The sequence below is a fragment of the Prochlorococcus sp. MIT 1341 genome, assembly GCF_034092415.1.
In the GTDB taxonomy this organism is placed as follows: domain Bacteria; phylum Cyanobacteriota; class Cyanobacteriia; order PCC-6307; family Cyanobiaceae; genus AG-363-P08.
This window is the reverse complement of record NZ_CP139304.1, coordinates 1,226,983-1,253,020: the sequence shown is the minus strand read 5'-3', so window position 1 is coordinate 1,253,020 and position 26,038 is coordinate 1,226,983. Positions and strand designations below refer to the sequence as shown.

The following is a 26,038-nucleotide window of genomic DNA, read 5'->3' as shown; positions in this document are numbered from 1 at the left end:
CTTAAGAAACATACGTTTCTTCAACCCATGTTAAATATTCATCCGTTACTCCATCAGTCACATATTTCCCATTGAAACAAGAAAGATCTAAATGCTTCACAATTGAATCCTGAATAATAGAATGCTCTAAATCTTCAACTGTCTGGTAAACAACTTGATCAGCTAATATTTCGTATTGAACTTCCTTTTCTGTTCGATTATATGCGATAAGCTCTTTACGACTAGGCATGTTGATTCCATAAACGTGAGGGTAACGAACTGGTGGCGCCGCAGAGGTAAAGGTAACTTTATTAGCACCTGATTGTTTCGCCATCTGGACAATTTCTTTTGATGTTGTTCCTCTAACGACAGAATCATCGACAATCAATACATTCTTTCCTTTAAACTCTGTTCCCATTGCATTTAGTTTTTGTCGTACGGATTGTTTTCTCTGTGATTGACCTGGCATAATAAAAGTTCTTCCAATATATCTATTCTTAAAAAACCCTTCTCTATATTCAATTCCAAGCGACCTTGCCACCTGCATTGCTGCTGGACGAGAAGAATCAGGGATTGGCATAACAACATCAATATCCCCTTTTGAGATTTGCTTAGAAATTGTTTTAGCTAAATAATCACCCATCCTTAATCGGGCTTCATAAACGGAAATCCCATTCATAACAGAATCTGGACGTGCAAGATAAACATATTCAAATGAACAGGGCGATAAAACTGGATTTGTAACACATTGTTTTGAAAACAATTCACCATTAGAGGTTATAAATATTGCTTCACCTGGCATAAGGTCGCGAACAATTTGATAGTCTCCATTTTCAAGAACTAAGGACTCGCTTGCAATCATCCACTCTTCCTTTGTATGAACCTTCGAATATCTCTTTCCTAAAACTAAGGGACGAATTCCAAAAGGATCCCTAAAAGCTAAAATGCCATAGCCAGCAATCAAGGCAATCGATGCATAAGAACCTTTAACTCTTTTATGTAAAGAGGTAACGGATTTAAAAACTTGATCTGGTGTTAATTCACGACCAGAAACATTCTCATGTAATTCAGTCGCAAGAACATTCAATAACATTTCAGTATCACTTGTAGAATTAGTGTGGCGTCGATCAATTTGATATAAATCAATCTCTAATTCCCTTGTATTGATAAGGTTTCCATTGTGAACTAAAACTATCCCATAGGGAGCATTTACATAAAAAGGCTGTGCTTCATTTTCCCGATCAGCAGATCCTTTGGTCGCGTAGCGAACATGTCCTAAACCAATATTCCCTATCAAAGAGCGCATATGCCTAGTTCTATATGCTTCCTTAACGTAACCCTTTGATTTATGTAAATGAAAGGTATTACCGTCCATTGTGGCTATACCTGTAGAATCTTGTCCTCTATGCTGTAGCAACAATAAAGAATCATAGATTTGCTGGTTTACTGACTCGATTGAAAAAACACCAACGATGCCACACATGTCTAAAAGCAATTAGTTCATATGATTAGCAAATATTAGCTCTTTAAAGATACGGATAGTAATAAATGACAATTTAATTGTTACTCTGCATTAATACGTCTGGAAATGGAACTAGAAGAAGTATGCTTCATTTGAGAAATAGAAAGATCTATTAAAACATTAGAATCATATTTAATGGTAAATTGATCTGTTGTAGAAACACTACCCAAAAGTTGAGGATGGATTGCATTTGGGTAACTAGAAGTCCAATCTTTTATTGCTTGCAACCAGTTAGAAGTATTATTCTCAGAAATACTAATAATTATTCGGGCACCACCCTCACCAAATAGAATACGATCAAGCCTGTTATAACTCTTTGGAATATCAATTTCGATACCTAGTTGAGAACTAATAGAACATTCAGCAAGAGTAATAGCAATCCCACCATCACTAACGTCATGAGCTGATGAAATTAAATTTTTACGTATACAATTTACTAGAAATTCTTGCACAAGAATTTCTAGTTGAAGATCAACCTTTGGAGGTCGTCCTGTAACCAATTTATGTATATATTCTAAATATGAACTACCAGATAGGCTTATTCTTTCATCAGATATTTCTGAAGTTTCAATAGGAACTCCCAATAACCAAATGTTATCACCAGGAGCAACCCAAGATTGACCAATAACTTGTGAAATATCTTCAACAAGACCTACTAAGCCAACAACTGGTGTTGGTTGGATCGGCTGTAAAGATCCGTCGCTAAGTCGAGTATCATTATAAAGTGATACATTGCCACCAGTAACAGGAGTTTGAAAAGCCTTACATGCAATTGATAATCCATGACAAGCAGTTGCTAATTGCCAATAGCCAATAGAGGTATCAGGGGAAGGGAAGTTAAGATTATCGGTTACTGCTAGAGGTTTTGCACCAACGCAAGAGACATTTCTACAGGCTTCCGCGACCGAAGCAACAGCACCTCTTTCAGGGTCCAAATAAACCCAACGATTAAGACAATCAACAACTGCAGCAATACCTCTATTATTTAAATCATCAGAGGTTTTATTTTGTGGTCTAAGTCGAATGACAGCGGCATCTGCATCCCCAGGTTTTACAAGGGTATTTAATTGAACTTGATGATCATATTGATCATAAATCCATTCTTTAGATGCAATATTAGGTTCATCTAATAATGTTAAAATAACATTATTCCAATCTTTCAATTTAGTATTTAAAATAACACCATCTAGCGTAGGTTTAATTATAGAATCCTCAGTCCATTTCCAATGATTAAGGATATCTTCAGGGGGAGAAGAAATTAATTTATGTTCGTTAATTGGAGTATCATTAGCGAGTGCACTTGCTGGAAGTTCAGCAGCAATTTTATTTTCGTGAATAACTCTAACAATATTAGAATCTAAAACCCGACCAACCACAGCAGCCTGTAAACCCCAACGCATAAATCTTTCCATTAAAGTATGTTCTTTACCTGGATAAACAATAAAAAGCATCCTTTCCTGTGACTCAGATAATAGATACTCATAGGCTGTCATACCAGCTTCTCTCGAAGGTACTAAATCAAGATTAATTTCTATACCTAATTTTCCATTTGCTGCCATCTCAGAACAACTACACGTTAAGCCTGCAGCACCCATATCTTGTGCAGCCACAACATCACCTGTTTTAAAAGATTCCAAACAGGCTTCTATTAAACCTTTTTCCAAAAAAGGATCCCCTACTTGAACAGCAGGTCTATCATCTAATGATGAATTAGACAATTCTGCGCTTGCGAAACTTGCACCACCCATTCCATCTCTACCAGTAGTACTTCCTACATAAACAACTGGATATCCAACACCTGAGGCTCCCGATTTGACAATATCTTTTGTTTCCATTAATCCTAGTGCCATAGCATTTACCAAAGGATTACCAGAATAACTATTATCAAAACAAACCTCTCCTCCAACAGTTGGAACCCCTACACAATTTCCATAATGAGATATTCCAGAAACTACTCCTTCAAGTAAACCAATATTTTTACTATTATTTAATTTACCAAAACGGAGAGAGTTCAAAATAGCTATAGGCCTTGCGCCCATAGTAAAAATATCTCTTAAAATACCACCTACACCAGTTGCCGCACCTTGAAAAGGTTCGATAGCAGAAGGATGATTATGACTTTCAATTTTAAAAGCAAGACGTTGACCATAACCTAAATCAACGACGCCAGCATTTTCACCAGGACCCACAAGAATATTTGGTCCGGAAGTGGGAAACTGTGATAAAAGGGGTTTAGAATTTCTATAACAACAATGTTCCGACCACATAACGCCAAACATGCCTAATTCAGTTCTGTTTGGTAGTCGCTTTAATCTTTTTTTGATTTCATCAAAATCAGAATGAGATAAACCTTCCTTTTGCAAAGCTAGATCTAGATCATAATCTAGTGAAGAAGAGTCTTCTGTAAAAGGTGAAGTAGTCATAATTTAAAATAAAGGATAAGATTCAAACCCAAGGATCTTCCTCATTTGATTCAATATTAGAATATTTTTCTCTCTTGTAAGAACGATCTGAAATATTATTTTTTTTATCTTTCCCAAGATAATCTGAATTATTATCATCCCAATCTAAAATAGAATCAACATCTTCCTTATAATTATAAGAATCATACAGATCTGTTTTTTCTTCTGAAAGAGACTCATCTAGCCACCCTTCTAATTTGTCAGAGGCTAAAGATGTAAATTGATTAAATTGTTCTCTAAAATTTCTAGTTTGTCTTAAAAAGTCTTGTTTAATACTAGATCTTGATAAAGGTAGCTCATCTAAAACTGTAGCATTAACTTCTACTCTTCCTGGATGCTGATCGACAATACGATCTAACGAAAGTCTCCATCTACTACTACCTGGAAGGCGTGGATCCGATCTGGATATCAAATAATAAAGAATCTTTCCTGTCTTAGAATTAAATACAAAATCGGCAATTAATCCAAGTTTCTGTCCATTATTGTTTAAAAGGTGAGCATCCAAAAGGGAAGGTAATAAATCAAGAGTAAGAACATTTGAGATAGATGGTATTCCTTTTACATAAACCTGTTCATCACTAATTGCACAAATTTGATTGAGTCTCCAAACATGTCTTTCAGAAGTAAAAGACGAAGGCCTAGTAGCCCAACCTAATATTCTATGAACTGGAGGATGCATCCAAACAAAAGCCCCTGGGCCGTGATCAATCCCTCTATCACATCGTGCCCTATGCCTAAACAAATCACTTAGAAAAATAGTTTCAGGTAAAGACAAAGCTCAAGATCTTATTTGAACTGGCATGACGAGATAGGTAAATTGTTGAATTTCCTCAGGACTTGAAAGAATAGCAGGGGTTGTTGATGAATTACAACTTAAAAGAACTCTATCAGCATCAATAGCCTTTAAGCCATCCAGTAGATATCTAACATTAAATGCGATCTGTAAAGAATCACCTTTTAACACAGCAGATAAAGATTCATTTCCAGAACCGACATCTTGTGCATCAGCATTTATGTTTAATAACTGGGTTTCTATATTTGTAGTTATTTTAATTACGTTATTATATTGATCTGCTAAGACGGCAACTCTCTCTAATGCTGATATAAATGTTCGACGTTCTACATCAATTGTTCTAGAAAAACTATCAGGTACCAATTGTTTATAATTTGGATAAATTCCATCAAGCGTTCGACTCGTAAGTATTTGGTCACTTCCTAAAAATACAACTTGACCTTGATCACAAAAAATACTTACAAGTTCATCATTACTCCAACTAGAAATTAACCTCTCAACTTCTCTTAAAGATTTAGAAGGTAATGTGATCGCAAAAGAACCATCTTCTTCAAGACTAGAATTATCTAAATTAGATCCAGATTTTAAAACATCAATCTGTTTTGAAATCGCTAATCTATGTCCATCAGTAGCAGCTGTTTCCATATTGTCATTTTTAAAAATAAGATGAACACCTGTTAACAATTGCTTTGCTTCATCTGTACTACTGGCAAATAAGGTATTTTTAAGAGCATATATTAAAGATTTTGGAGATACTTTTAGAGAAGTACCACTTTCAATTAAAGGAAGATCTGGAAAATCATCAGAAGATAAACCTTTCATTTTGTACGTACTGCTTAAACTACTCAATTCAACATTTTGTGAGTCTTCTTCTGAAAAAACAGTTATAGGAGTCTCAGCTGAAAGCTTTGAAACAATTTCACTAAATAAACGAGCAGGTAACGTTATTGCTCCACTTTGATTTACAGAAGCAGCTATTGAGGTTTGAATTCCTAGATTCAAATCAAAGCCAGTTAGACTTAAACGGCTCGTTCCTTCATCAGCTGTTAGCAGTACGTTAGCTAAAACAGGGTGTGTTGGGCGTGACGATACAGCCCTACTGACCAATTGCAGGGCTGAATTCAATTCAATCTGAGAACAAATGAATTTCATTCCACCAACGTAACCAGTAAAACCAAAGAAAGGAATCCCATAAATCAAAAATTAATCCAAGAACTTCGAATATCTACTTTTCTTTCTTTTTTTTTCTAAGAATAATTAATCCGTAGTAGTAGTTCCTGTGGAAGAAGTGGAAAACACCACAAAAACCTTGATAACAAACAAAAAAATTTCCAACCGACATGTGGAATAAAATTCTAAGACGTTGAAAAAACACTACCTTTTCGTTAGGTTTTATTGTTTTGTGGAAAACCGGTGATGGTTTTGCTCTCTTTTCTTTGTTTTCCCACAGGTAATCAATAGGGTTTTTCGAGGTTTTCCGTTGACCGGATTTTTAATTGTCTGTTTTGTTTTGTTAAAGGCTCATTATTTTTGAAATTTCACTTATGTCCGGATTGAGATTGCTGTGAAATATAGCGTCATTGTTTTTAATGGCACAATCTGGATCCTTTAAGCCATTACCAGTTAGTACACAAACAACTTTTGAATTATTAGGTAATTCTTTTTGATTTTTAAGTAAACCTGCAACAGATGCAGCACTAGCAGGTTCACAAAAGATTCCTTCATGCCCAATTAATTTATATGCTTCAATAATTTCTGTTTCTGTTACTGCTTCAAAATTTCCGCAACTTTCTTCTTTTGCTTTAACTGCTTTTTCCCAATTTACAGGGTTTCCAATTCTTATAGCTGTTGCAATCGTTTCTGGAGATTCATAAATTTTATCAAAGACAAGTGGTGCAGATCCAAAAGCTTGATAACCCATCATTTTTGGCAGTGTTTTTGCTTTTTTCTTATTGTAATATTCATTAAATCCCATCCAATATGCTGAAATATTACCTCCATTTCCAACAGGAATACATAACCAATCAGGGGCATCACCTAATTTTTCTATAATTTCAAAGGCAGCTGTTTTTTGACCTTGTAATCTATAAGGATTCACAGAATTTACCAGTGTTATTGGATTGTCATTTGCAATAGATTGAACAATCTCAAGTGCTTTATCAAAATTTCCTTTTATTGCTAGTACTTCAGCACCATAAACTAATGCTTGCGCTAGTTTTCCTTGCGCAACATATCCATCTGGAATTACAACATATGCTTTAAGTCCTGCTCTTCTAGCATAAGCTGCAGCAGATGCTGAGGTGTTTCCTGTACTTGCACAAACAACTGCTTTTGAACCTTCTTCTTTTGCTTTACTAATTGCCATAGTCATTCCTCTATCTTTGAATGATCCTGTTGGGTTTAGTCCATCATATTTAAGAAAAATTTGAATATTTCTACCAATTATTTTCTCTAATTTACTAGCTCGTATTAGAGGCGTATTCCCTTCCTTTAGTGTGATAATAGGAGTTTTAGAATTTATAGGTAAAAATTTTTTATAGGCGTTTATTAAACCCGTCCATTCATTTTGTTGTGTTCCGTTTATTTTTTTTTGGATTTTGTTGATAATACTCACTTTGTGCTTACCCCATTTAAAGTTTTTCTAGTGGTGAACTAGAGAAAAATTTTATCAGTCCACTTACTGAGTTTACCTTATCTATGACTTTTAGTAATTCGGGTATACTTATAGCCATCGTTTGTGTTGGATATGCTTTTATAAAGTCGACAGCAGTTAACGAATCTCCTCTTTTTGCTATTCCTAACACAATTCCAGCCCTAATAGCAGGTATTGCAATTTTGGGATCTTCAACTTTTATGGGATGGATTATTTTTGCTACTCTTCCAATAACAGCTTCACCTATTTTACTATTAATTAGACGACTTGTGAGTACTAGAGGTAATTCAACTTCTTGGTTCAACAACTTTGAAATTTCTTTTGGATCTTGAGAACCAAATTTTAGTAAATCTTTCAAAATACCTTTGGCCTCTCCAGTTTGGGCAAGTTGTTCAATACTTTCTATTGATACAGATCGGCGAAAGCCCCCACTAACAAATGCAATATAACTCGCAGCGTTTGCAGGTTTAATGTTATTCAATTCTAATCCTAACAATAGGATAGGAATTAAAAAATTTCTTTTCTTGATTTTCATATTTTTTTTAAGAACTTGCTTTAGCAGTTCTTTTGATAACTCTAACTAATCCTTTTTCGGTTACACCTTTCATAACTCCGATGCTCATTTTTCTTGTATCAGGTTCACTAAGGATTCTAGGAATTCTTGCTAATAGAAGTTGTGTTCTAAACCCTGGTATAGTCTTTAACACAGCTCTTAATTCTCGTATAGGCTCTAATTCTAGCAAGATTCTGTTTTTTATATTCCATTCTTTTCTCTTTTTTATAACTTCTATAGGGCTTAGTAGAAATCTTTTTGCTTTTTTTACAATTCTCCAGCTAACATCGTCTAGTTTTATTACCATATTATCAACCAGTTGATCACGAAGTAATCCACCTTTTTCGGAGAATAGAAGATTTATTAATTGATCTAAAATTAATTCAATATCAATTGAGACTTGACTATTTGTAATTTCAATCAACTCTTCCAATCTTTTCCAATTAAATTTGCCATCATCGTAGACCATGTCTTTTAAACTTTTTCTTAATGATGGGTCTGGATCTTCTATTAGTCTTTTGGCAAAGTAAGGATATGCAGCACCAAGTATTTTAAATTCAGGATCTACACTTAATGCTATTCCTTCTAAAGTAATTAAAGATCTTATTATAAGCGCATAGTAAGGGGGAACACGAAAAGGAAACTTATACATAACACCTGACATTTCATCAGTAACTGCTTTAAAATCTAATTTTGCAACACCTTTTTCGATTGCTTCATCAAATACACTTTCAAAGGCAGGGACAATCGGTTCTAAATTTACTTCTTTACTTAAAAATCCTAATGTCACAAAATCCTGAGACAGCTTTTTAAAGTTTTTATTGACTAAATGAACTACTGCTTGTATAAGACCTGTTCTTGATTCTCTAGTTACTTCACTCATCATACCAAAATCAAGATAACAAATACGTCCATCGCTTAAGGCTAATAGGTTTCCAGGATGCGGATCTGCATGAAAAAAACCATGTTCGAGTAGTTGTTGTAAACTACAACTTACTCCAATTTCTATCATTTCATTGGGATCTATTCCTAGTTTTTTAACTGCATTTATATTCGTTAATTTTACACCTTCAATCCATTCCATGGTTAACACTCTTCTACTAGTTTCATCTTTGTATATTTTTGGAATGCAAATTTTTTCATTCTTCGAGTGTAACTCTCTGAATTTTCTAGCATTATCTGCCTCATTTAAATAATCCATTTCCTCAAAAACCCTTTTTCCAAGTTCATCTATTAAGCCAACTACATCACTTCGCACTAGCTTTACGTTTTTATTTATCCAAACTGCAATATTTCTGACGATATATAAATCCAATGTAATTTGTTCTCGTAATCCAGGCCTTTGAACTTTTACAGCAACACTTTCTCCATTCAATAAAACTCCTTTATGCACTTGACCCAACGATGCGGCTGAAATCGGATTTATTTCAATCTCTTTAAATATTTCTTCTATGGGTTTTTTGAGATCTTCCTCTATGCAAGCCATTGCAAGTTTGCTATCAAATCCAGGTAGTTGATCCTGGAGTTGCGCAAGTTCATCTAATAATACTGTTGGGATAATATCTGGTCTTGTTGATAGTGCTTGTCCAGCTTTAATAAATGCAGGGCCCAAGCTAACAAATAGTTGTGCACATTCCTTTGCTCTTTCCTTTGTCCTTTGTTCATTATTAAGTAGTCCCAGAATTTTGTCTGTTCCAATTCCAATTATAAATAGTCCTATGGGTACCAGCGTTTCTAAAACTCTATTTATAAGTCGCATCGGACTTCCTCTGTATATTCTTTCAATTGCCGCATAGTCATATTCCAACAATCCCGAAGCCTCTATGAAGTCTTCTAGCTCCTCTCGCATTTTTTTTTGTTCCATTTCTACCCCCTTTTAAAGCAGCGTGATACTCGCTACCGTCAGTTGGTAACGAGAAGGAAATTTGCTAACAGGTCTTCGATTATCCAACATTGCTCTTATTCAAAGCCTTGATTTGACTTTTAAGCAAGGTTTTACTGTTTTGACAGGTGAAACAGGTGCTGGCAAATCGATCTTATTAGATGCCCTGGATGCACTTTTGGGGGGGCTTTCTGGCCCCAGCTTGTCTGGGTTATTGCGTACAGGATGCGATCGAGGACATATTGAAGCTTCTTTTACAGCTGATTGTATTGATATGGCCTCCTTTACAAACCATGATTTTGATGCAGTCGACAATGAATTATTGGTTAGTAGAGTTTTGATTCGCAGGCAGGATCGGATAATTAGTCGTTTTAGAATCAATGGAGTAGCAGTCAGTAAGGATCAAATATTATCTATCCGTCCTAGTTTGATTGATTTGACGGGACAAGGCCAAGTCCAAGAACTATCTAAATCAGGTCATCAAAGAGATTGTTTAGATTGTTTCGGTGGTTCGATTTTAGAAGATTCAAAAATTGCTGTAAAAGAAGCTTATTATAAGTGGAAGAAAGCTTTTTGTTCTTTACAGGCAGCTCAGAATGATTTTATGAATTTAGAAAGTCAAATTTCAGAGCAGAAAGCCTTTTTGTCAAAATTAGAAGCAGCTCAACTACTAGACCCAGAAGAGGATGTTAAACTTTTGAATCAACAAGATACATTAGCTCATACAGTTCGCATACAGCAAGGTCTATCTACTCTTTCCTCTATTCTTTATGAATCAAATAGTGATTTACCGACTGTCCTAGAGCTCTTAAATAATTGCTTGAATGAAATCAATATATTGACACAACTAGACTCTAGCCTCTCAACCTATTTAGAAAGCATTCTGGATGTATTTACTCGTTTAGATTCCCTTTCACAGTCATTACAACATTATGCAAGTAATTTAGATTCCGATCCTCAAAAATTAGATGAGATCCAAGATAGAATTTCATATTTAAAGCACTTAAAGCGTATAAGTAATTGTGATTTGTCTCATTTAATATCAGAAAGAGATCGCTTGCGAGACTTGATAAATTCAGATCAACCTCAAGTTATATGTTCTCGATTGGCAGAAGAAGAGCATAGTTTTCGTGAATTTCGCGATCTGAATAATAAAAAACTTTCTGAGTTGAGGCATAAGGCTGCATTAAAACTGCAAAATCAACTTCTTCAATATCTAAAATCAATGGGATTACCTAATGTTCGATTTAAGGTTGAATTAAATTCTGAAAAACCAACAGAACATGGTGTGGACTCTGTTCTTTTCCTTTTTTCTTCTAATCCTGATCAGCCCCTTGCCCCTTTAATACGCATTGCTTCTGGTGGTGAAATGTCCCGCTTTTTATTAGCGTTAAAAACGACATTAGCTAGTAGAGCAGGTTCTAGTACACTCGTTTTTGACGAGATTGATTCAGGCGTTAGTGGCAAAGTTAGTACAGCTATAGCAGTATTACTTAAGGAATTATCTTTCAATAATCAGGTTTTTTGTGTTACTCATCAGCCATTAGTTGCAGTAAAAGCAGATAATCATTTGCGAATCAGTAAATTTGTTGAGGGTGGTTTTACGAATGTTGAGGTTTCTTCTCTGGAACGTATTGAAGATCGCGAAAAGGAGCTTGCAGAGCTAGCTGGTGGTGATTTTGCTCATTCAAGGCTTTACGCATCTAGTTTGCTTTCTAAAGAAGCTGCTTAAAACCACAAGTTCCTTCGTAGAATTATTGGCTTAATAATTTTGCTCTATGGGGTCAGGCTCTGACGAAAGTCTTAAAAAGGCAGTTACTCTTTCTGGGACTAAAGGCGATAGCTCGAGTTCTGATCTCATTACTGTGAGAGGAGCTCGGCAACACAATTTGAAGAGTGTGGACCTTGCTCTTCCTCGTAATAAGTTGGTTGTTTTTACTGGAGTTAGTGGCAGTGGGAAGAGCTCGCTTGCCTTTGATACTATTTTTGCTGAGGGTCAACGACGTTATGTTGAAAGTCTTTCAACATATGCAAGACAGTTTTTAGGGCAGGTTGATAAGCCTGATGTTGACTCCATAGAGGGTTTGTCTCCGGCAATATCAATTGATCAAAAATCAACTAGTCATAATCCTCGTTCAACCGTTGGAACAGTTACAGAGATACAAGATTATCTAAGGCTTTTATTTGGACGAGCTGGTGAACCACATTGTCCAAAATGCGATCGATCTATTCGTCCACAAACCATTGATGAGATGGTCGATCAAATTATGACCTTACCCAATGGGACTAGATATCAATTGCTGGCACCAGTGGTAAGGGGTAAAAAAGGAACACATGCAAAATTAATTAGTGGATTGGCATCTGAGGGATTTGCCCGTGTTCGCATTAACAATGAAGTAAGAGATTTAGGGGATAACATTGAACTTGATAAGAATCATTCTCATACAATTGAGGTTGTTGTTGATAGGTTAATTGCTAGGGAAGATATTCAAGAAAGATTAACGGATTCTTTATCTACGGCGTTGAAACGTGGAGAAGGTTTGGCATTGGTAGAAATTGTTCCAAAAGCTAATGAGAAAATTCCTTTAGGTTTAGATCGAGAACGATTGTTTTCCGAGAATTATGCCTGTCCAGTACATGGTGCAGTTATGGAAGAATTGTCGCCTAGGATGTTTTCATTTAACAGTCCATATGGCGCATGTCCGGATTGTCATGGTCTGGGTCATTTGCGTAAATTTACAAAACAAAGAGTTGTGCCTGACACTGCCTTACCAGTTTATGCGGCAGTTGCGCCTTGGAGTGAGAAAGATAATTCATATTATTTTTCTCTTTTGTATTCTGTTGGGGAGGCATTTGGCTTTGAAATAAAAACACCATGGGATCAATTAACGGCAGATCAGCAAGATATTTTATTAAATGGAAGTACTAAACCTATTTTAATTCAGGCAGATAGTAGATATGCTCAGGGAGGGGGCTATGCAAAACCCTTTGAGGGTATATTGCCTATTCTTGAGAGACAGTTAATGGACTCTGCTGGGGAGTCTGCAAAACAAAAGTTAGAAAAATATTTAGAATTAGTACCTTGTGAAAGTTGTAAAGGTAAAAGGTTGCGACCTGAGGCTTTAGCTGTAAAAATCGGTCCTTTTACTATTACGGAACTTACTGAAGTTAGCGTAGCTGAGACTTTACAAAAGTTCCAAACCTTAATGGGAATGGGTAAGTCAAAAAGAACTAAACCGCTTTTAAATAGTCGACAAATGAAGATAGGAGAATTAGTTTTGAGGGAAATTTCTATGAGGCTTAACTTTCTGCTTGATGTTGGCTTGGATTATTTAACATTGGATAGGCCAGCAATGACACTATCTGGTGGTGAAGCACAAAGAATTCGTTTAGCAACTCAAATTGGTTCGGGTCTTACAGGTGTGCTTTATGTTTTAGATGAGCCCAGTATTGGTTTACATCAACGCGATAATGATCGTCTTTTGTCTACTTTAAAACGTCTCAGAGATCTTGGAAATACTCTAATAGTAGTTGAGCATGATGAAGAAACAATTCGTGCAGCTGATTATTTGGTTGACATAGGACCAGGTGCTGGAGTTCATGGCGGAGAAATAGTTGCGAAGGGAACTTTGGATGATTTATTACAGGCCAAGAATTCGTTGACTTCTGATTATTTAAGTGGAAGACTATATATTCCTACTCCTTCTGAGAGGCGTGAGACTGGAAATAGAAAAATTTCCCTAATTGATTGTGATTTAAATAATCTTAAAAACATTACGGTTGATTTCCCGCTTGGAAAACTGGTTGCTATAACAGGTGTAAGTGGAAGTGGAAAATCAACACTTATCAATGAATTATTACATCCTTCCTTAAATCATAGTTTGGGATTAAAAGTTCCATTTCCTAAAGGACTTGGTAAGTTAACAGGAATTAAATCAATTGATAAAGTAATTGTTATAGATCAATCTCCTATAGGTAGGACGCCAAGGTCTAATCCTGCTACCTATACAGGTGCTTTTGACCCTATTCGGCAAATTTTTGCTTCAGCAATTGAAGCTAGAGCAAGAGGTTATCAAGTTGGACAATTTAGTTTTAATGTAAAAGGAGGCAGATGCGAGGCTTGTAAAGGGCAAGGAGTGAATGTAATTGAAATGAACTTTTTGCCGGATGTATATGTGCAATGTGATGTATGTAAGGGCGCTCGTTTTAATCGCGAAACGCTTCAAGTTCGGTATAAGGGTTTTACTATTTCTGATGTTTTGCAAATGACAGTTGAGCAAGCTGCTGAGGTTTTTTCCTCTATTCCTCAAGCCTCCGATCGTTTAAGAACTTTAGTTGATGTTGGTTTGGGTTATATCAAGCTTGGTCAGCCAGCTCCTACTCTTTCAGGAGGAGAAGCTCAGCGTGTAAAGCTTGCCACTGAACTCTCCAAACGAGCTACTGGTAAGACTTTATATTTAATTGATGAGCCAACTACTGGTCTTAGTTTTTCAGACGTCCATCAGTTGATGAATGTTTTACAAAGGCTCGTAGAAAAAGGTAATTCTATTATTGTTATTGAACATAATTTAGATGTGATTCGATGCTCTGATTGGATTATTGATTTAGGCCCAGAAGGTGGTGATAAAGGTGGAGAAGTAGTGGTAACTGGTACACCAGAGGATGTTTCCAGGCATAACACTAGTCACACGGCCCAGTATCTTAGGAAGGCGCTTGCAAACTATGCATAGGTTTTAAAACCATTCAAAAGCTGCTATGGCAAGTAGTGGTTTTATGTCGGTTTCGATTTTCTTAAGCCTAAATATTGAGAAAAAGCAAAATTTACCTAAAAATCGTTCGCATTTCGCCATGAAATTAACGAATCTATTTTCTTTAATCTTCCTTAGAATGCTTGTGGGACAAGGAATCTCGGCGATATAGCTTCCAATTACTATTTTCCTTATGCTTTCTTTAGGTTTGTTGGCATGAAAATCAATTAATTCTTTACTCCCTTAGTGGAGCTGTGAGATGGGCTTGCGATTGCTTCATCTAAATCTCCATGGATTGTTCCGTTCGCATGATCTTGAGCTTGGTAGAGATGCGGATACTGGAGGACAGACTTTATATGTTTTGGAATTGATTAAGGGTTTGGCCTCTCGTCCAGAAGTAGAGCAAGTAGATTTGGTTACTCGTTTAATTCATGATCGTCGGGTCTCAGCAGATTATGCTCAGCCTATTGAGCGAATCGCATCAGATTCAAATATTCTTCGGTTTTCTTTTGGTCCTAAACGATATTTGCGAAAAGAGTTGCTTTGGCCTTATTTAGATGATCTTGCAGATCAATTAGTTAGTTATTTGCAAAAGGAGACTGTTTTACCGGATTGGATTCATGCACATTATGCGGATGCTGGTTATGTTGGATCACTTGTTAGCCGTCGATTAGGTATTCCGTTAGTATTTACAGCTCATTCTTTGGGTCGTGAGAAGCAAAGGCGGTTATTAGCGGGAGGTGTTGATCATGTTCAAATAGAACAAACTTATTCAATTAGTAAACGTATTGATGCTGAAGAGTTGGCTTTGGCACATTCAAGTCTTGTGATTACAAGTACCGCTCAGGAAGCTAATCAACAATATTCACGTTATGACAGTTTTTCTCCGAATCAGGCAGAGGTTGTCCCACCTGGTGTTGATTCTACTCGCTTTCATTCTGTTCAAATAGAGAAAGAATATTCGCAGATTAATGAATTGGTCGCTCCATTTCTTAGAGAACCTTCTTTACCCCCATTGCTTGCAATTTCTAGAGCTGTTCGGCGTAAGAATATACCTGCTCTTGTCGAGGCGTATGGCAGATCTTCAATTTTGCGCCAACGAAATAATTTAGTTCTTATTTTAGGGTGCAGAGAAGATCCACGCCAATTAGAAAAACAGCAGAGGGAGGTTCTTCAACAAGTTTTTGATCTTGTTGATCGTTATGATCTTTACGGTCGTGTTGCTTATCCTAAGTATCATCGACGAGACCAAATTCCTGCAATTTATAGATGGGCTGCGCATAAAAAAGGATTATTTGTAAACCCTGCACTTACTGAGCCTTTTGGTTTAACATTGCTTGAGGCTGCCGCATCAGGCTTACCTATTGTAGCTACAGATGATGGCGGTCCTCGAGATATATTATCTAGATGTGAAAATGGATTGCTTACTGATGTAACAGATTTAGATTCACTTCAGGATGCTTTAGAGCAAGCAGGATCACAAGTCAAGAAATGGAAGTCTTGGAGAGATAATGGTATAGAAGCAGTAAGTAGACATTTTAGTTGGGATGCGCATGTTTGTAATTATTTAGCATTAATGCAACAGCACCTAGAGGTTATGCCTGCAAAACCGAGTTTGATTTGTGAGACAAAAACGTTTAATCTTCAGATAAGTAAATTATTATTATTAGATCTAGATTCAACTTTAGAAGCTTCGCAAGAAGAGGATCTTGTCTCTTTTAGTAAAAAACTTGATTTTTTACAAAAACAGAACCAAACTGCTATTGGAATAATTTCAGGGAGATCTATTAAAGTAGCAAGACATCGTTATGCACAATTACATTTACCTAAGCCAAATGTCTGGATCACAAGAGCGGGAACTGAAATATATTATGGATCTAATGATTCTGTAGATCAATTTTGGGAGTCCTATATATCTATTGATTGGAACCGTAATGATATTAAAAAGAATCTTCTGGATCTAGATCAGCAATTGAATTTGCAAGATCAGAGTCAACAAGGACCTTTTAAAGTTAGTTATATTTTAAAAGAAAGCAGAGCGAATGTTCTTTCATTAGTGCAGAAACGTCTACGTCAGAAGTGTCAGGCTGCTTGTGCCCATCTGAGATGTCACTGGTTTTTAGATGTAGTTCCTTTACGTGCGTCAAGGACTGAGGCAATACGTCATATAGCACTTTGTTGGGGTTTGCCTCTTCAAAACGTGATGGTTATTGCCAGTCAACAAGGCGATGCTGAATTGGTTAGAGGATTAACATCTACAGTCATACCAGCAGAACATGATTCATGTTTAGAGACTTTTCGATCTCAACAACGAGTCTTCTTTTCTTCTAGATCACATGCAAAAAGTGTATTTGATGGATTAACTCACTATAGATTTCTTCCTACTCGTTAGTATTCACTTCCTAATACTTTTATTGTTTGAGCTGCCTTCTCAGCTCTATTGCACGCTTCGATAATATTTTCACCTTTTGCTAATGCAACTCCCATTCTTCGCCCTTCCTTAGCATCAGGCTTGCCAAACAGTAATATTTCGCTATTCGGATCTCTTAACGCATCATCGAGCCCCTGATATCTAATATCTTTAAGTTTCTTTTTAGCTAGAATTACCCTACTTGCGCTAGCTTGTTTGTTTATAATTTTAGGTATTGGTAATCCTAGAATTGCTCTAATATGTAATTCAAATTCATTCAGGTTTTGACTTATTAATGTAACTAGACCTGTATCATGTGGGCGAGGTGATAACTCCGAAAAGATTACTTTTGTATTGGTAATAAAAAACTCAACTCCAAATAAGCCTGTGCCACCAAGATTTTCTGTAATTTTTTTAGCCATTTCCTGAGCTTCTATAAGTTGCTCAGCTTTTAAATTCGCTGGTTGCCAGCTGCATTGATAATCTCCATTTTTTTGTATGTGCCCTATTGGTGGACAGAAAATAGTCGACCCATCTTTTTGTCTTATGGTTAACAGTGTAATTTCTAGTTCAAACTTAAGAAACTCCTCTACAATTATTTTTTTAGATTTCCCTCGGGCATTTTGTATTGCATTCTGCCAACCTTGTTCTAAATCTTCTTTCTTCTCAATTAAACTTTGTCCTTTACCCGAAGAACTCATAATCGGCTTGATGATAACTGGTAATCCAATTCCTTGAGCAGCTTCCTTTAGTTCTTTTGCCGAATTAGCATATTTGAATTTTGCTGTCTCTAGCTGTAGTTCATTAACTGCTAGATCTCTAATCAGATCTCTGTTCATTGTTGTTGCAGTTGCTCTTGCTGTTGGAATAATTGTTATCCCTTCTTTCTCAAATCTTTTTAAGCAATCAACGGCTAGGGCTTCAATTTCGGGAATAATAATGTCAGGTTTATGTTTATTAATTACATATTCAAGCCTTTCTTGATTGGTCATGTCCACAATTTCAAATTTGTCAGCAACTTGCATTGCAGGAGCTGACCTGTAACGATCACATGCGATAGTTATGCATCCAATACGTTGCGCAGCAATTATAATTTCTTTTCCAAGTTCCCCACTGCCAAGCAGCATGAGAGTTTTTGGCATTTCAAGAACTTTTGCTTTATGCTCCATGTCTTGGATTCGTTTATCTATAGATTTATAGCCTATTAATAATATTTGAGAAATTAAAAAATTCTTTTGTTTGTTAATATTTTTTTGCTTTAGTTATTCTTCCTCAGGTATTAATTTTAGCTGGTTAAAAGGTTTTTCTTCAGTGATAAAGCCCCATGCTTCAAAAACAGTTTTATCTTTATGAGTAATCAGTTGTTTGTTGCATTTTTTTTTTAAAATAAAACCTTCTTTTGACATTCGTCGCATTAAGCAAGCAGCCTCTTCAAGTCGTGATGCCATTGCTTCAAGACTTTCACAGTCTTCAGTAAGCCCTTTTTCTTCCCATGTGAAGTAGCTCATAAATATCTTTTCTTTAGGTTGGAACAGTAGTAATTAAGACTATCCCTATTAAAATACAAGTTATTAGCCAAAAACTTGTAACAATTAGATTCTCGCTAAGACCACTGAGTTCTAAGTGATGGTGTAAAGGCGCCATCTTTAACAATCGATATCCAACCCCATATTTTTTCTTCGTAAATTTAAAAATAGATACTTGAATAATTACCGATAAAGCCTCTGCTAAAAATACACCACCCATTATCAGGAGTGCCCAAAGGCTATCAGACAGTAAAGCAATTGCTGCCAAGGATGCTCCCATCGCAAGAGACCCTGTGTCACCCATAAATAGTTTTGCAGGGTTATGGTTTTGCGAAAGGAATCCAAGCCACCCGCCTGCCATTGCAATGCTGAATCCTGCTAGAGCAGGATCTCCATTATTTCCACGTAGCATTAGGTGAATTGCTATTCCTGTAAACACAAGAGCTCCGCAGCCACTTGCTAATCCATCTAATCCATCAGTTAGATTTGTTGAGTTGCTTTCCGCAAGGAATACGAAAAGAGATAAAGGCCAAATTAACAGACCTATTGAGATTGATTGATGCCATGGAAAATTAATTGTTGGGTCTATCCAGTTTTGAAATGAGCAATAAACCAGAAAAATACTAGAAGCAATTGATTGCAATAAAATCTTTTTCTTTGCAGTGAGCCCTAAACTTCTTGCATCTAACAGACTTTGTAAATCATCAAGCCCACCAATAAACATGAAGGCTAGTGTTATTGAGCTAATTGCGATTAGTTTTGTGCCCATCCCTTCGTTGACACTGATTAGACTGCCTATAATTAGACTAATTGGTATTACAGCAATTCCTCCCATAGTTGGAGTTCCGCTTTTTCTTTTATGAGATTGAGGGCCTTCTGGTCGAATTATTTGTCCTATCTTCAGTGTTTTTAATTGTGGAATACTCAAATGGGTACATAAAATTGAGAAAATTGTGCAGCAAATTAATGGAACACTTAAGAAACTATTCACTATTAATTGATCTGATATAAAACAACTTGCAAAAATTAGACTACCTAAAATTAAACTTGAAATAGTTGCCGGATTTAATGATTTAGAGATTTTCAACTTTTCGCAGTTAGAAACTACTCAGGATATATAGAGCATTACTCCTCTATATCAAAGTCTATAAAGACTCATAATTTTAAATGATTAGAGTGATTAATCCTCCCACTCATCATCTGTTTGCTCATCTTCTGCTTTGTAATCTTCTTTTTCTCCCATGAGAGCAGAAAGTTCTTCCTCTTCAACTGTGCTTACTTCTGGAGACGCAGAGTCGTCGTCCGTCATCAGTCTTCCAGTTTCTTCTAGCCAAGAAAGCAAGTCTGGCTCTTCTCTAAGTGGCAACACTGGAGCAGGCTCAGTACGTCCGAAACGTGTCAAAGCAGGATTTATATCGTCTAAAGAGCTCAAGTCAACTTTGTCTAGAGTGCTCATTACCCATAGAGTGGACCAATCATTCAAGATAGTCCATAGGCCAACTTTTGGTACTTTTCCGTGATTACTAAGTTAATACTCTTATTTTTTTTATGGGGTGCTGCTTTTATTTGCAGCCTCGGGCTTCGTGTCTGGGGGCAATTGCATCCTGAACCCTTTTTGATCAGGTCTTGGTTGATTGTTCTTTTATTGTTTTTGCCTTCCTTGCTGATGGCCTTTTGGATTTGGTTTGCGGGTTTTTGGCGATCACATTAAAAAACCGACTCTGATTAGAGAAGTCGGCTTTTTAGAAAAATCAGCTTTGAAGCTTCCAGATTGTGGCGCCTGGGGCCAAGTTTTTAGGTGTAAAGCTTATCTCCTTTGAGGGCACCTAAACGATGCAGAGGAGTGTCGACTGGCTTGACTTGCCTTCAGTTGTCGCACCAGACGAAATAGCTCACTTTTTAGTTAAGACTGTTGGAGCAGGGGCCTAGAAAAGGTTGCTTCTAGAAATGCTCAGGTGGCGTGTCGTCCATGGACGCCTCCGTATTTGATGTTTTAAGACTCGCTTCTATTTGCCTTTAGCGCAATCAGTTTTTACACGCATTGCCTTTTTACCCTTTTTCCTGCAAATTAGGGATGGCGTGCTTAATTGCATGAAGAATGTGTTCATTTGGTCACTAAGTAGGTAGTGCACGAGATTTGCCACTGCTTGATTGTCCGGATAGTTTTGTTTTAGTAGCAGCATGTCTTTTAAACATCTTGAGAACTGTTAAGAGGAATATGAGGTTTCGTGACTTTTGTAGAAAGAGCATCAAGTCCTTCAAAATGAAATAACTTAAACAGCGTTTAGGGGTGTAACTCATGGGACGGGCCAAGAGAGTAGTTCTTGCTTATTCAGGAGGGGTTGATACCAGTGTTTGCATTCCATATCTCAAAGAGGAATGGGGCGTTGAAGAGGTTATTGCGTTTGCGGCTGATTTGGGTCAGGGTGATGAACTTGAACCAATCCGCCAAAAAGCATTTAAAGCTGGGGCAATCGAATCTATAGTTGAAAATTTAATCAACCCGTTTGTTGAAGAATTTGCTTTTCCAGCTATTAGAGCAAATGCTCTTTATGAAGGTAGGTATCCACTTTCAACTGCTTTGGCAAGACCTTTGATTGCTCGGCGAATGGTTCAGGTCGCTAAGGATTTGAAGGCTGATGCCGTTGCTCATGGATGTACTGGTAAAGGAAATGATCAAGTGCGTTTTGATGTCGCTTTTGCTTCACTTGATCCGGCTTTACAGGTTCTCACACCTGCTAGGGAATGGGGCATGAGTAGAGAGGAAACCATCTCATACGGCGAGAGATTTGGTATTCCAGCCCCTGTCAGTAAGAAATCTCCTTATTCAATTGATTTGAATTTATTAGGGCGAAGTGTAGAAGCAGGTGTGCTTGAAGATCCCAATATTTCAGCGCCAGAAGAGGTTTTTGCTATTACTTCATCAATAGATGAAGCTCCTGATAGAGGTGAAGAGATAGAAATCGGTTTTCAAGCCGGTAACCCTGTTTCACTTAATGGAGTGAATTTGGAGCCTGTTCAACTTGTGACAGAGGCAAATGCCTTAGCTGGAAGACATGGCTTTGGTCGGATAGATATGATTGAGAATCGCGTTGTAGGGATCAAAAGCAGAGAGATTTATGAGACTCCAGGATTGCTTTTGTTAATCAAAGCTCATCAAGAATTGGAAAGTTTAACCCTTGCTGCTGATGTACTACGTTTAAAGCGGCAATTAGAAATGCAATGGGCTGATTTGGTATATCAAGGACTTTGGTTTGGCCCTCTAAAGCAGGCCTTAGATTCGTTTTTAGATTGTACTCAAAAAGATGTAAATGGTGTGGTGAGAATTCATCTTCAAAAGGGAAATGCGACAATTATTGGCCGGCAATCAATTCAATCTAGTCTTTATAATTCTAACATGGCTACATATGGAAAAGAGGATCAGTTTGATCATTTAGCAGCTAATGGATTTATTTATATTTGGGGTCTTCCTATTAGATTATGGGCTGCAATGAGGAGGAATTAATTTTAAAGATTTTTTATAATACTATTAAGAACTAGTTATCATTATCTACCTTTTCTTTTGTTTCTTCTTCAGGGCTTTCTTTTTCTTTTTCTTTTTCTTTTTCTTTTTCGGTATTTTCGTTATTTGGTACAACTCTTGGGGCTGGAAGCGGACCCTCTTGCTTAACTGTGAGATAGCGAATTACATCGTCACTTAACCTCATAGCTTTTTCAAGCACAGCAACTTGTTGCCCATCTCCATTATGACTCAGTTGTACATAAATACCTTCTTTGTGCTTTTTAATTGAGTATGCAAGTCTTCTTTTCCCACGCATCTGATTATCTAGGATTTTCGCGCCAGTGTTTTCAAGTATTTCGCTGTATTTGCTCAAATGGCTTTCGACCTCCTCTTCCGGGATGTCCGGACGGAGGATGTACATTGTTTCGTAGTAAGGCTGTTCGGTCATGGTTTTCCGACGAGGACTGAAGGCTCAATGAGATGAGCGACGGAATAACCAGAATATCCCTTCGGGGTAACTTTTAGTTGATTTGTATGCGTACAGCGGTACTTATTCCAGGTAAGTCTGGCTCATTGCCTTTGAGGCATTCAATAATTGAGAAAATTACTACGGCAAGCATTGTTACAAGAATAGTGCTTGAGAATGTACGAATAATTAGAGCATTTCCAAGTGGGCTAATGATTATTTGGAATGCATAGCTAAGCAAAATAAGTCCAATATCTAAAAGTAGAGCTTGTAAGGCATTGAAACGTAGGAAGTACGGCACTCTTGGATTTCTTATCACAGCTAGGAAAATAATCAGAAAGACCAAGAATCCGCCAAAAGGAATAGCTTGTTGCAAGATCACAATTGGTAATGCAGGAAGGCTGATCCAGCGTAAAAAAGGAAATTCTGCGAACAAATTTCTTCCAAAAGGAATTGCATCGCTCCAGGGAATGAGGTAAAGCAAAATGCCTAGCAACCTTTGCCAGATTGGTAGGAGCATGAGTTTGAATTGGTTGTTATGACGCTAGTTCAATAGAGCGGTTTTCGCTGCTATTCGCATAACTTCTATTGGTATTTCTGTTTTGCGACTCCAAATCTTTAGTGAGGCGGCTCCTTGTTGTACCAACATTTCAAGCCCATCGATGCATTCGCAACCTTGTTCCTTCCCCCATTTAAGCCATTCAGTTGGCCTTGGATTGTAAATCAGGTCATAAAGAATTGAGTGAGAGTTTAGGTGTTTCCATATTTCTTTACCAAGAGGAATTTTGAGAGTTGGCTTTGGTTTTTCAGTGTCATTTTCCATGCCTATTGGTGTTGCATTAACAAACAAATCTATTTGCTTTATTTTTTCGATTAATTCTAAATCGGTTTCTAGAATCCCTTTTATAGCAATGGATTTAGATTCTTTGGGAAAGTCAGTTAATATTTGATTCATCTCTTTTATGAAGGTGTTTAGGCGTTGCTTATTACGTCCTATGACAGTGATTTCGGCTATGCCTAATTCTTTGAGGCCTGTTAATACAGCTCTAGCACTTCCTCCACAGCCTAAAACCATCGCCTTTCGATTATCCCATGCGTAATTTTTGCTTTTCAGAGGGGCTAAGAATCCTTCTACATCAGTATTAGACCCTATCCATCCATGGCTTTTGTTTAGTACTAATGTATTGACAGCTCCTAGCCTTTGAGCCAGTGGTGTTAGTTCATCGCAGAATTTCGTGATTGTGTTTTTGTGAGGGATCGTGACATTCAGGCCCTGAAAGTTCAATGCGCTAAGCCCTTTTAAGACTGTTTTTAAATTGTTAGTTTCACAAGGCATAGCGATGTAGCACCAGTTCATATTCATTTCTGCCAGTGCTGCATTGTGCATAACTGGTGACAAGGAATGTTTTACTGGGTTTCCAAGAAGCCCTAAAAACTCTGTTTTTCCGTTGATCATTGTCATTATTTACTGGGCTTTAGAACCAGCCTGGCTGTTTAGCTGTTCGGGAACCACACCTCGCGTGTAAGTGCCCTCACTGACGAGGATGCTTCTATTAAAGACAGACATTTTTAGGAGGTGGGTACCAATGGGCAAGGTAGTTGGCATTGACCTTGGAACCACAAACAGTTGTGTGGCAGTCATGGAGGGAGGCAAACCCATAGTGATAGCTAATGCTGAAGGGTTTCGTACCACACCTTCTGTTGTGGCATATACCAAAAATCAAGATCAATTAGTTGGTCAGATTGCCAAGCGTCAGGCTGTAATGAATCCTGAGAATACTTTCTATTCGGCAAAGCGTTTTGTTGGACGTCGCGTAGATGAGGTTAATGAAGAGTCTAAAGAGGTTAGTTATGGGGTAGAGAAAGCTGGTTCAAAGTTGAAGCTAAAATGCCCTGTATTGGATAAGCAGTTTTCTCCTGAAGAAGTAAGCGCTCAGGTTTTAAGAAAACTGTCAGATGATGCTGGTAAATATCTTGGTGAGGATGTTAGCCAAGCAGTAATTACTGTTCCTGCTTATTTTAATGATTCCCAGCGTCAAGCAACTAAGGATGCTGGAAAGATTGCTGGTCTTGAGGTCCTTCGGATTATTAATGAACCAACCGCAGCAGCATTAGCTTATGGTTTAGATAAGAAAAGTAATGAGAGGATTTTAGTTTTTGATTTAGGAGGAGGCACTTTTGATGTATCTGTTTTAGAGGTTGGTGATGGTGTTTTTGAAGTGCTATCAACATCAGGAGATACTCATCTTGGAGGAGATGATTTTGATAAGGTAATCGTTGATTATCTTGCTGATACTTTTAAGAGCAATGAAGGTATCGATTTACGTCAGGATAAGCAAGCACTTCAACGGCTTACAGAAGCTGCAGAAAAGGCAAAAATAGAACTTTCAAGCGCAACTCAAAGTGAAATTAATTTGCCTTTCATAACAGCTACTTCAGAAGGCCCTAAACATGTTGATCTTAATCTGACACGAGCTAAGTTCGAGGAATTAGCGTCATCACTTTTTGACCGTTGTCGTATTCCAGTAGAGCAGGCACTTAAGGATGCAAAACTTTCTTCAGGTCAATTAGATGAAATAGTAATGGTCGGTGGTTCTACACGTATGCCGGCTGTTCAAGACTTAGTCAAGAGAGTAACTGGCAAAGATCCAAATCAGACAGTTAACCCAGATGAAGTTGTTGCTGTTGGAGCAGCTATTCAAGGAGGAGTCCTTGCAGGGGAAGTTAAGGATATTTTATTATTGGATGTCACACCATTGTCGTTAGGTGTTGAGACTTTGGGAGGTGTGATGACAAAAATGATTCCCAGAAATACAACAGTTCCAACTAAAAAGACCGAAACTTATTCGACAGCTGTAGATGGTCAAACGAATGTTGAGATTCATGTTCTACAAGGAGAACGTGAAATGGCATCAGATAATAAGAGTCTTGGAACATTCCGCTTAGATGGAATTCCTCCTGCTCCTCGTGGAGTACCTCAGATAGAAGTAACTTTTGATATTGATGCTAATGGAATATTGAGTGTTACCGCAAAAGATAAAGGTAGTGGCAAGGAGCAAAGCATTTCTATTACTGGTGCTTCTACACTTTCAGATACAGAAGTAGATAAAATGGTTCAGGATGCTGAAGCAAATGCATCAGTAGACAAAGAAAAGCGAGAACGTATTGATATAAAGAATCAAGCGGAGACTTTGGTTTATCAAGCGGAGAAACAGCTTGGTGAGCTTGGAGATAAAGTAGATGCAGATGCTAAATCTAAGGTTGAGGATAAGAGAACTAAATTAAAGGACTCCTTAGCGCAAGAAGATCATGAATTAACTAAATCATTGCTAGAGGAATTGCAACAAGAATTGTATAGTTTAGGAGCATCGGTTTATCAGCAGGCAGGAGCGCCTGGTGCTCCGCAGCCAGGAGAGACAACCGCTGATGCTTCATCTTCTGGTAATTCAGATGAGTCATCTAATTCAGGTGATGATGTTATTGATGCTGAATTTACAGAGACAAAGTAGAGAATTAATTGCCTTGTTTCTTATTTAGATTGT

Annotated in this window: 19 protein-coding genes; 5 read left to right on the top strand and 14 right to left on the bottom strand. The window is 37.2% G+C overall.

The window, feature by feature from the left end; all coding sequences use genetic code 11:
- Position 1 precedes the first annotated feature (1 nt).
- From purF to SOI84_RS06285, 7 genes are all read right to left on the bottom strand, one after another.
- Complete coding sequence (gene purF, locus SOI84_RS06315) at positions 2 to 1,462, bottom strand: amidophosphoribosyltransferase (protein ID WP_320673713.1); 1,461 nt, start codon at positions 1,460 to 1,462, stop codon at positions 2 to 4.
- An 80-nt stretch (positions 1,463 to 1,542) separates the two neighbouring features.
- Positions 1,543 to 3,924 carry a phosphoribosylformylglycinamidine synthase subunit PurL gene (purL, locus tag SOI84_RS06310; protein ID WP_320673712.1) on the bottom strand — a complete coding sequence of 794 codons (2,382 nt, stop codon included), beginning with the start codon at positions 3,922 to 3,924 and terminating at the stop codon, positions 1,543 to 1,545.
- Positions 3,925 to 3,946: 22 nt separating this feature from the next.
- A complete protein-coding gene (locus SOI84_RS06305) occupies positions 3,947 to 4,738 on the bottom strand; it encodes a PRC-barrel domain-containing protein (protein WP_320673711.1) in 792 nt (263 codons plus the stop codon).
- Between the two features lie 3 nt (positions 4,739 to 4,741).
- Positions 4,742 to 5,908, bottom strand: coding sequence for a DNA polymerase III subunit beta (dnaN, locus tag SOI84_RS06300; protein ID WP_320675395.1), 1,167 nt, complete (start codon positions 5,906 to 5,908; stop codon positions 4,742 to 4,744).
- Positions 5,909 to 6,269: 361 nt separating this feature from the next.
- A complete protein-coding gene (gene thrC, locus SOI84_RS06295) occupies positions 6,270 to 7,370 on the bottom strand; it encodes a threonine synthase (protein ID WP_320673710.1) in 1,101 nt (366 codons plus the stop codon).
- A 16-nt stretch (positions 7,371 to 7,386) separates the two neighbouring features.
- On the bottom strand, positions 7,387 to 7,890 hold the full coding sequence (locus tag SOI84_RS06290) for an alpha/beta hydrolase (RefSeq protein ID WP_320673709.1): 504 nt from the start codon (positions 7,888 to 7,890) through the stop codon (positions 7,387 to 7,389).
- Between the two features lie 61 nt (positions 7,891 to 7,951).
- Positions 7,952 to 9,811, bottom strand: a complete 1,860-nt coding sequence (locus SOI84_RS06285; RefSeq protein WP_320675394.1) for an AarF/ABC1/UbiB kinase family protein — start codon at positions 9,809 to 9,811, stop codon at positions 7,952 to 7,954.
- Positions 9,812 to 9,887: 76 nt separating this feature from the next.
- Between SOI84_RS06285 and SOI84_RS06280 the strand changes: the two genes are divergently transcribed.
- From SOI84_RS06280 to SOI84_RS06270, 3 genes are all read left to right on the top strand, one after another.
- Positions 9,888 to 11,576 carry a DNA repair protein RecN gene (locus SOI84_RS06280; protein WP_320673708.1) on the top strand — a complete coding sequence of 563 codons (1,689 nt, stop codon included), beginning with the start codon at positions 9,888 to 9,890 and terminating at the stop codon, positions 11,574 to 11,576.
- Between the two features lie 46 nt (positions 11,577 to 11,622).
- Entirely contained in the window at positions 11,623 to 14,574 is a 2,952-nt protein-coding gene (gene uvrA / locus SOI84_RS06275; RefSeq protein ID WP_320673707.1) for an excinuclease ABC subunit UvrA, read from the top strand.
- A gap of 277 nt (positions 14,575 to 14,851) precedes the next feature.
- Complete coding sequence (locus tag SOI84_RS06270; RefSeq protein ID WP_320673706.1) at positions 14,852 to 16,984, top strand: HAD family hydrolase; 2,133 nt, start codon at positions 14,852 to 14,854, stop codon at positions 16,982 to 16,984.
- Here SOI84_RS06270 and purT read toward each other — a convergent pair.
- From purT to SOI84_RS06250, 4 genes are all read right to left on the bottom strand, one after another.
- Positions 16,981 to 18,171 (bottom strand): formate-dependent phosphoribosylglycinamide formyltransferase, encoded by a 1,191-nt coding sequence (purT, locus tag SOI84_RS06265; protein ID WP_320673705.1) that lies wholly within the window; start codon positions 18,169 to 18,171, stop codon positions 16,981 to 16,983. The two genes, SOI84_RS06270 and purT, sit on opposite strands and share 4 nt — an antisense overlap.
- A gap of 93 nt (positions 18,172 to 18,264) precedes the next feature.
- On the bottom strand, positions 18,265 to 18,510 hold the full coding sequence (locus SOI84_RS06260; protein ID WP_320673704.1) for a hypothetical protein: 246 nt from the start codon (positions 18,508 to 18,510) through the stop codon (positions 18,265 to 18,267).
- Positions 18,511 to 18,523: 13 nt separating this feature from the next.
- On the bottom strand, positions 18,524 to 19,615 hold the full coding sequence (mraY, locus tag SOI84_RS06255) for a phospho-N-acetylmuramoyl-pentapeptide-transferase (protein WP_320673703.1): 1,092 nt from the start codon (positions 19,613 to 19,615) through the stop codon (positions 18,524 to 18,526).
- Positions 19,616 to 19,708: 93 nt separating this feature from the next.
- Positions 19,709 to 19,984 (bottom strand): DUF3134 family protein, encoded by a 276-nt coding sequence (locus tag SOI84_RS06250; RefSeq protein ID WP_320673702.1) that lies wholly within the window; start codon positions 19,982 to 19,984, stop codon positions 19,709 to 19,711.
- 843 nt (positions 19,985 to 20,827) lie between these two features.
- On the opposite strand from SOI84_RS06250, the gene SOI84_RS06245 reads away from it, so the two are divergent.
- Positions 20,828 to 22,033, top strand: coding sequence for an argininosuccinate synthase (locus tag SOI84_RS06245; RefSeq protein ID WP_320673701.1), 1,206 nt, complete (start codon positions 20,828 to 20,830; stop codon positions 22,031 to 22,033).
- 31 nt (positions 22,034 to 22,064) lie between these two features.
- Here SOI84_RS06245 and rpsF read toward each other — a convergent pair whose 3' ends face one another.
- The 3 genes from rpsF to SOI84_RS06230 form a co-directional block, all read right to left on the bottom strand.
- On the bottom strand, positions 22,065 to 22,478 hold the full coding sequence (gene rpsF, locus SOI84_RS06240; protein WP_320673700.1) for a 30S ribosomal protein S6: 414 nt from the start codon (positions 22,476 to 22,478) through the stop codon (positions 22,065 to 22,067).
- A gap of 73 nt (positions 22,479 to 22,551) precedes the next feature.
- Complete coding sequence (locus tag SOI84_RS06235; RefSeq protein ID WP_320673699.1) at positions 22,552 to 23,016, bottom strand: Tic20 family protein; 465 nt, start codon at positions 23,014 to 23,016, stop codon at positions 22,552 to 22,554.
- A gap of 24 nt (positions 23,017 to 23,040) precedes the next feature.
- Positions 23,041 to 23,958, bottom strand: coding sequence for a shikimate dehydrogenase (locus tag SOI84_RS06230; RefSeq protein ID WP_320673698.1), 918 nt, complete (start codon positions 23,956 to 23,958; stop codon positions 23,041 to 23,043).
- Between the two features lie 124 nt (positions 23,959 to 24,082).
- On the opposite strand from SOI84_RS06230, the gene dnaK reads away from it, so the two are divergent.
- Positions 24,083 to 26,005 carry a molecular chaperone DnaK gene (dnaK, locus tag SOI84_RS06225; protein ID WP_320675393.1) on the top strand — a complete coding sequence of 641 codons (1,923 nt, stop codon included), beginning with the start codon at positions 24,083 to 24,085 and terminating at the stop codon, positions 26,003 to 26,005.
- The last annotated feature ends 33 nt before the right edge of the window (positions 26,006 to 26,038 follow it).

Coding starts and splice junctions, on each gene's coding strand:
- SOI84_RS06285 (WP_320675394.1), bottom strand. CDS start 9,811: ATGCGAGAGGAGCTAGAAGACTTCATAGAGGCTTCGGGATTGTTGGAA.
- purF (WP_320673713.1), bottom strand. CDS start 1,462: ATGTGTGGCATCGTTGGTGTTTTTTCAATCGAGTCAGTAAACCAGCAA.
- dnaN (WP_320675395.1), bottom strand. CDS start 5,908: ATGAAATTCATTTGTTCTCAGATTGAATTGAATTCAGCCCTGCAATTG.
- SOI84_RS06245 (WP_320673701.1), top strand. CDS start 20,828: ATGGGACGGGCCAAGAGAGTAGTTCTTGCTTATTCAGGAGGGGTTGAT.
- dnaK (WP_320675393.1), top strand. CDS start 24,083: ATGGGCAAGGTAGTTGGCATTGACCTTGGAACCACAAACAGTTGTGTG.
- uvrA (WP_320673707.1), top strand. CDS start 11,623: ATGGGGTCAGGCTCTGACGAAAGTCTTAAAAAGGCAGTTACTCTTTCT.
- SOI84_RS06260 (WP_320673704.1), bottom strand. CDS start 18,510: ATGAGCTACTTCACATGGGAAGAAAAAGGGCTTACTGAAGACTGTGAA.
- rpsF (WP_320673700.1), bottom strand. CDS start 22,478: ATGACCGAACAGCCTTACTACGAAACAATGTACATCCTCCGTCCGGAC.
- purL (WP_320673712.1), bottom strand. CDS start 3,924: ATGACTACTTCACCTTTTACAGAAGACTCTTCTTCACTAGATTATGAT.
- purT (WP_320673705.1), bottom strand. CDS start 18,171: ATGGAGCATAAAGCAAAAGTTCTTGAAATGCCAAAAACTCTCATGCTG.
- SOI84_RS06250 (WP_320673702.1), bottom strand. CDS start 19,984: ATGAGCACTCTAGACAAAGTTGACTTGAGCTCTTTAGACGATATAAAT.
- SOI84_RS06230 (WP_320673698.1), bottom strand. CDS start 23,958: ATGACAATGATCAACGGAAAAACAGAGTTTTTAGGGCTTCTTGGAAAC.
- SOI84_RS06235 (WP_320673699.1), bottom strand. CDS start 23,016: ATGCTCCTACCAATCTGGCAAAGGTTGCTAGGCATTTTGCTTTACCTC.
- SOI84_RS06270 (WP_320673706.1), top strand. CDS start 14,852: ATGGGCTTGCGATTGCTTCATCTAAATCTCCATGGATTGTTCCGTTCG.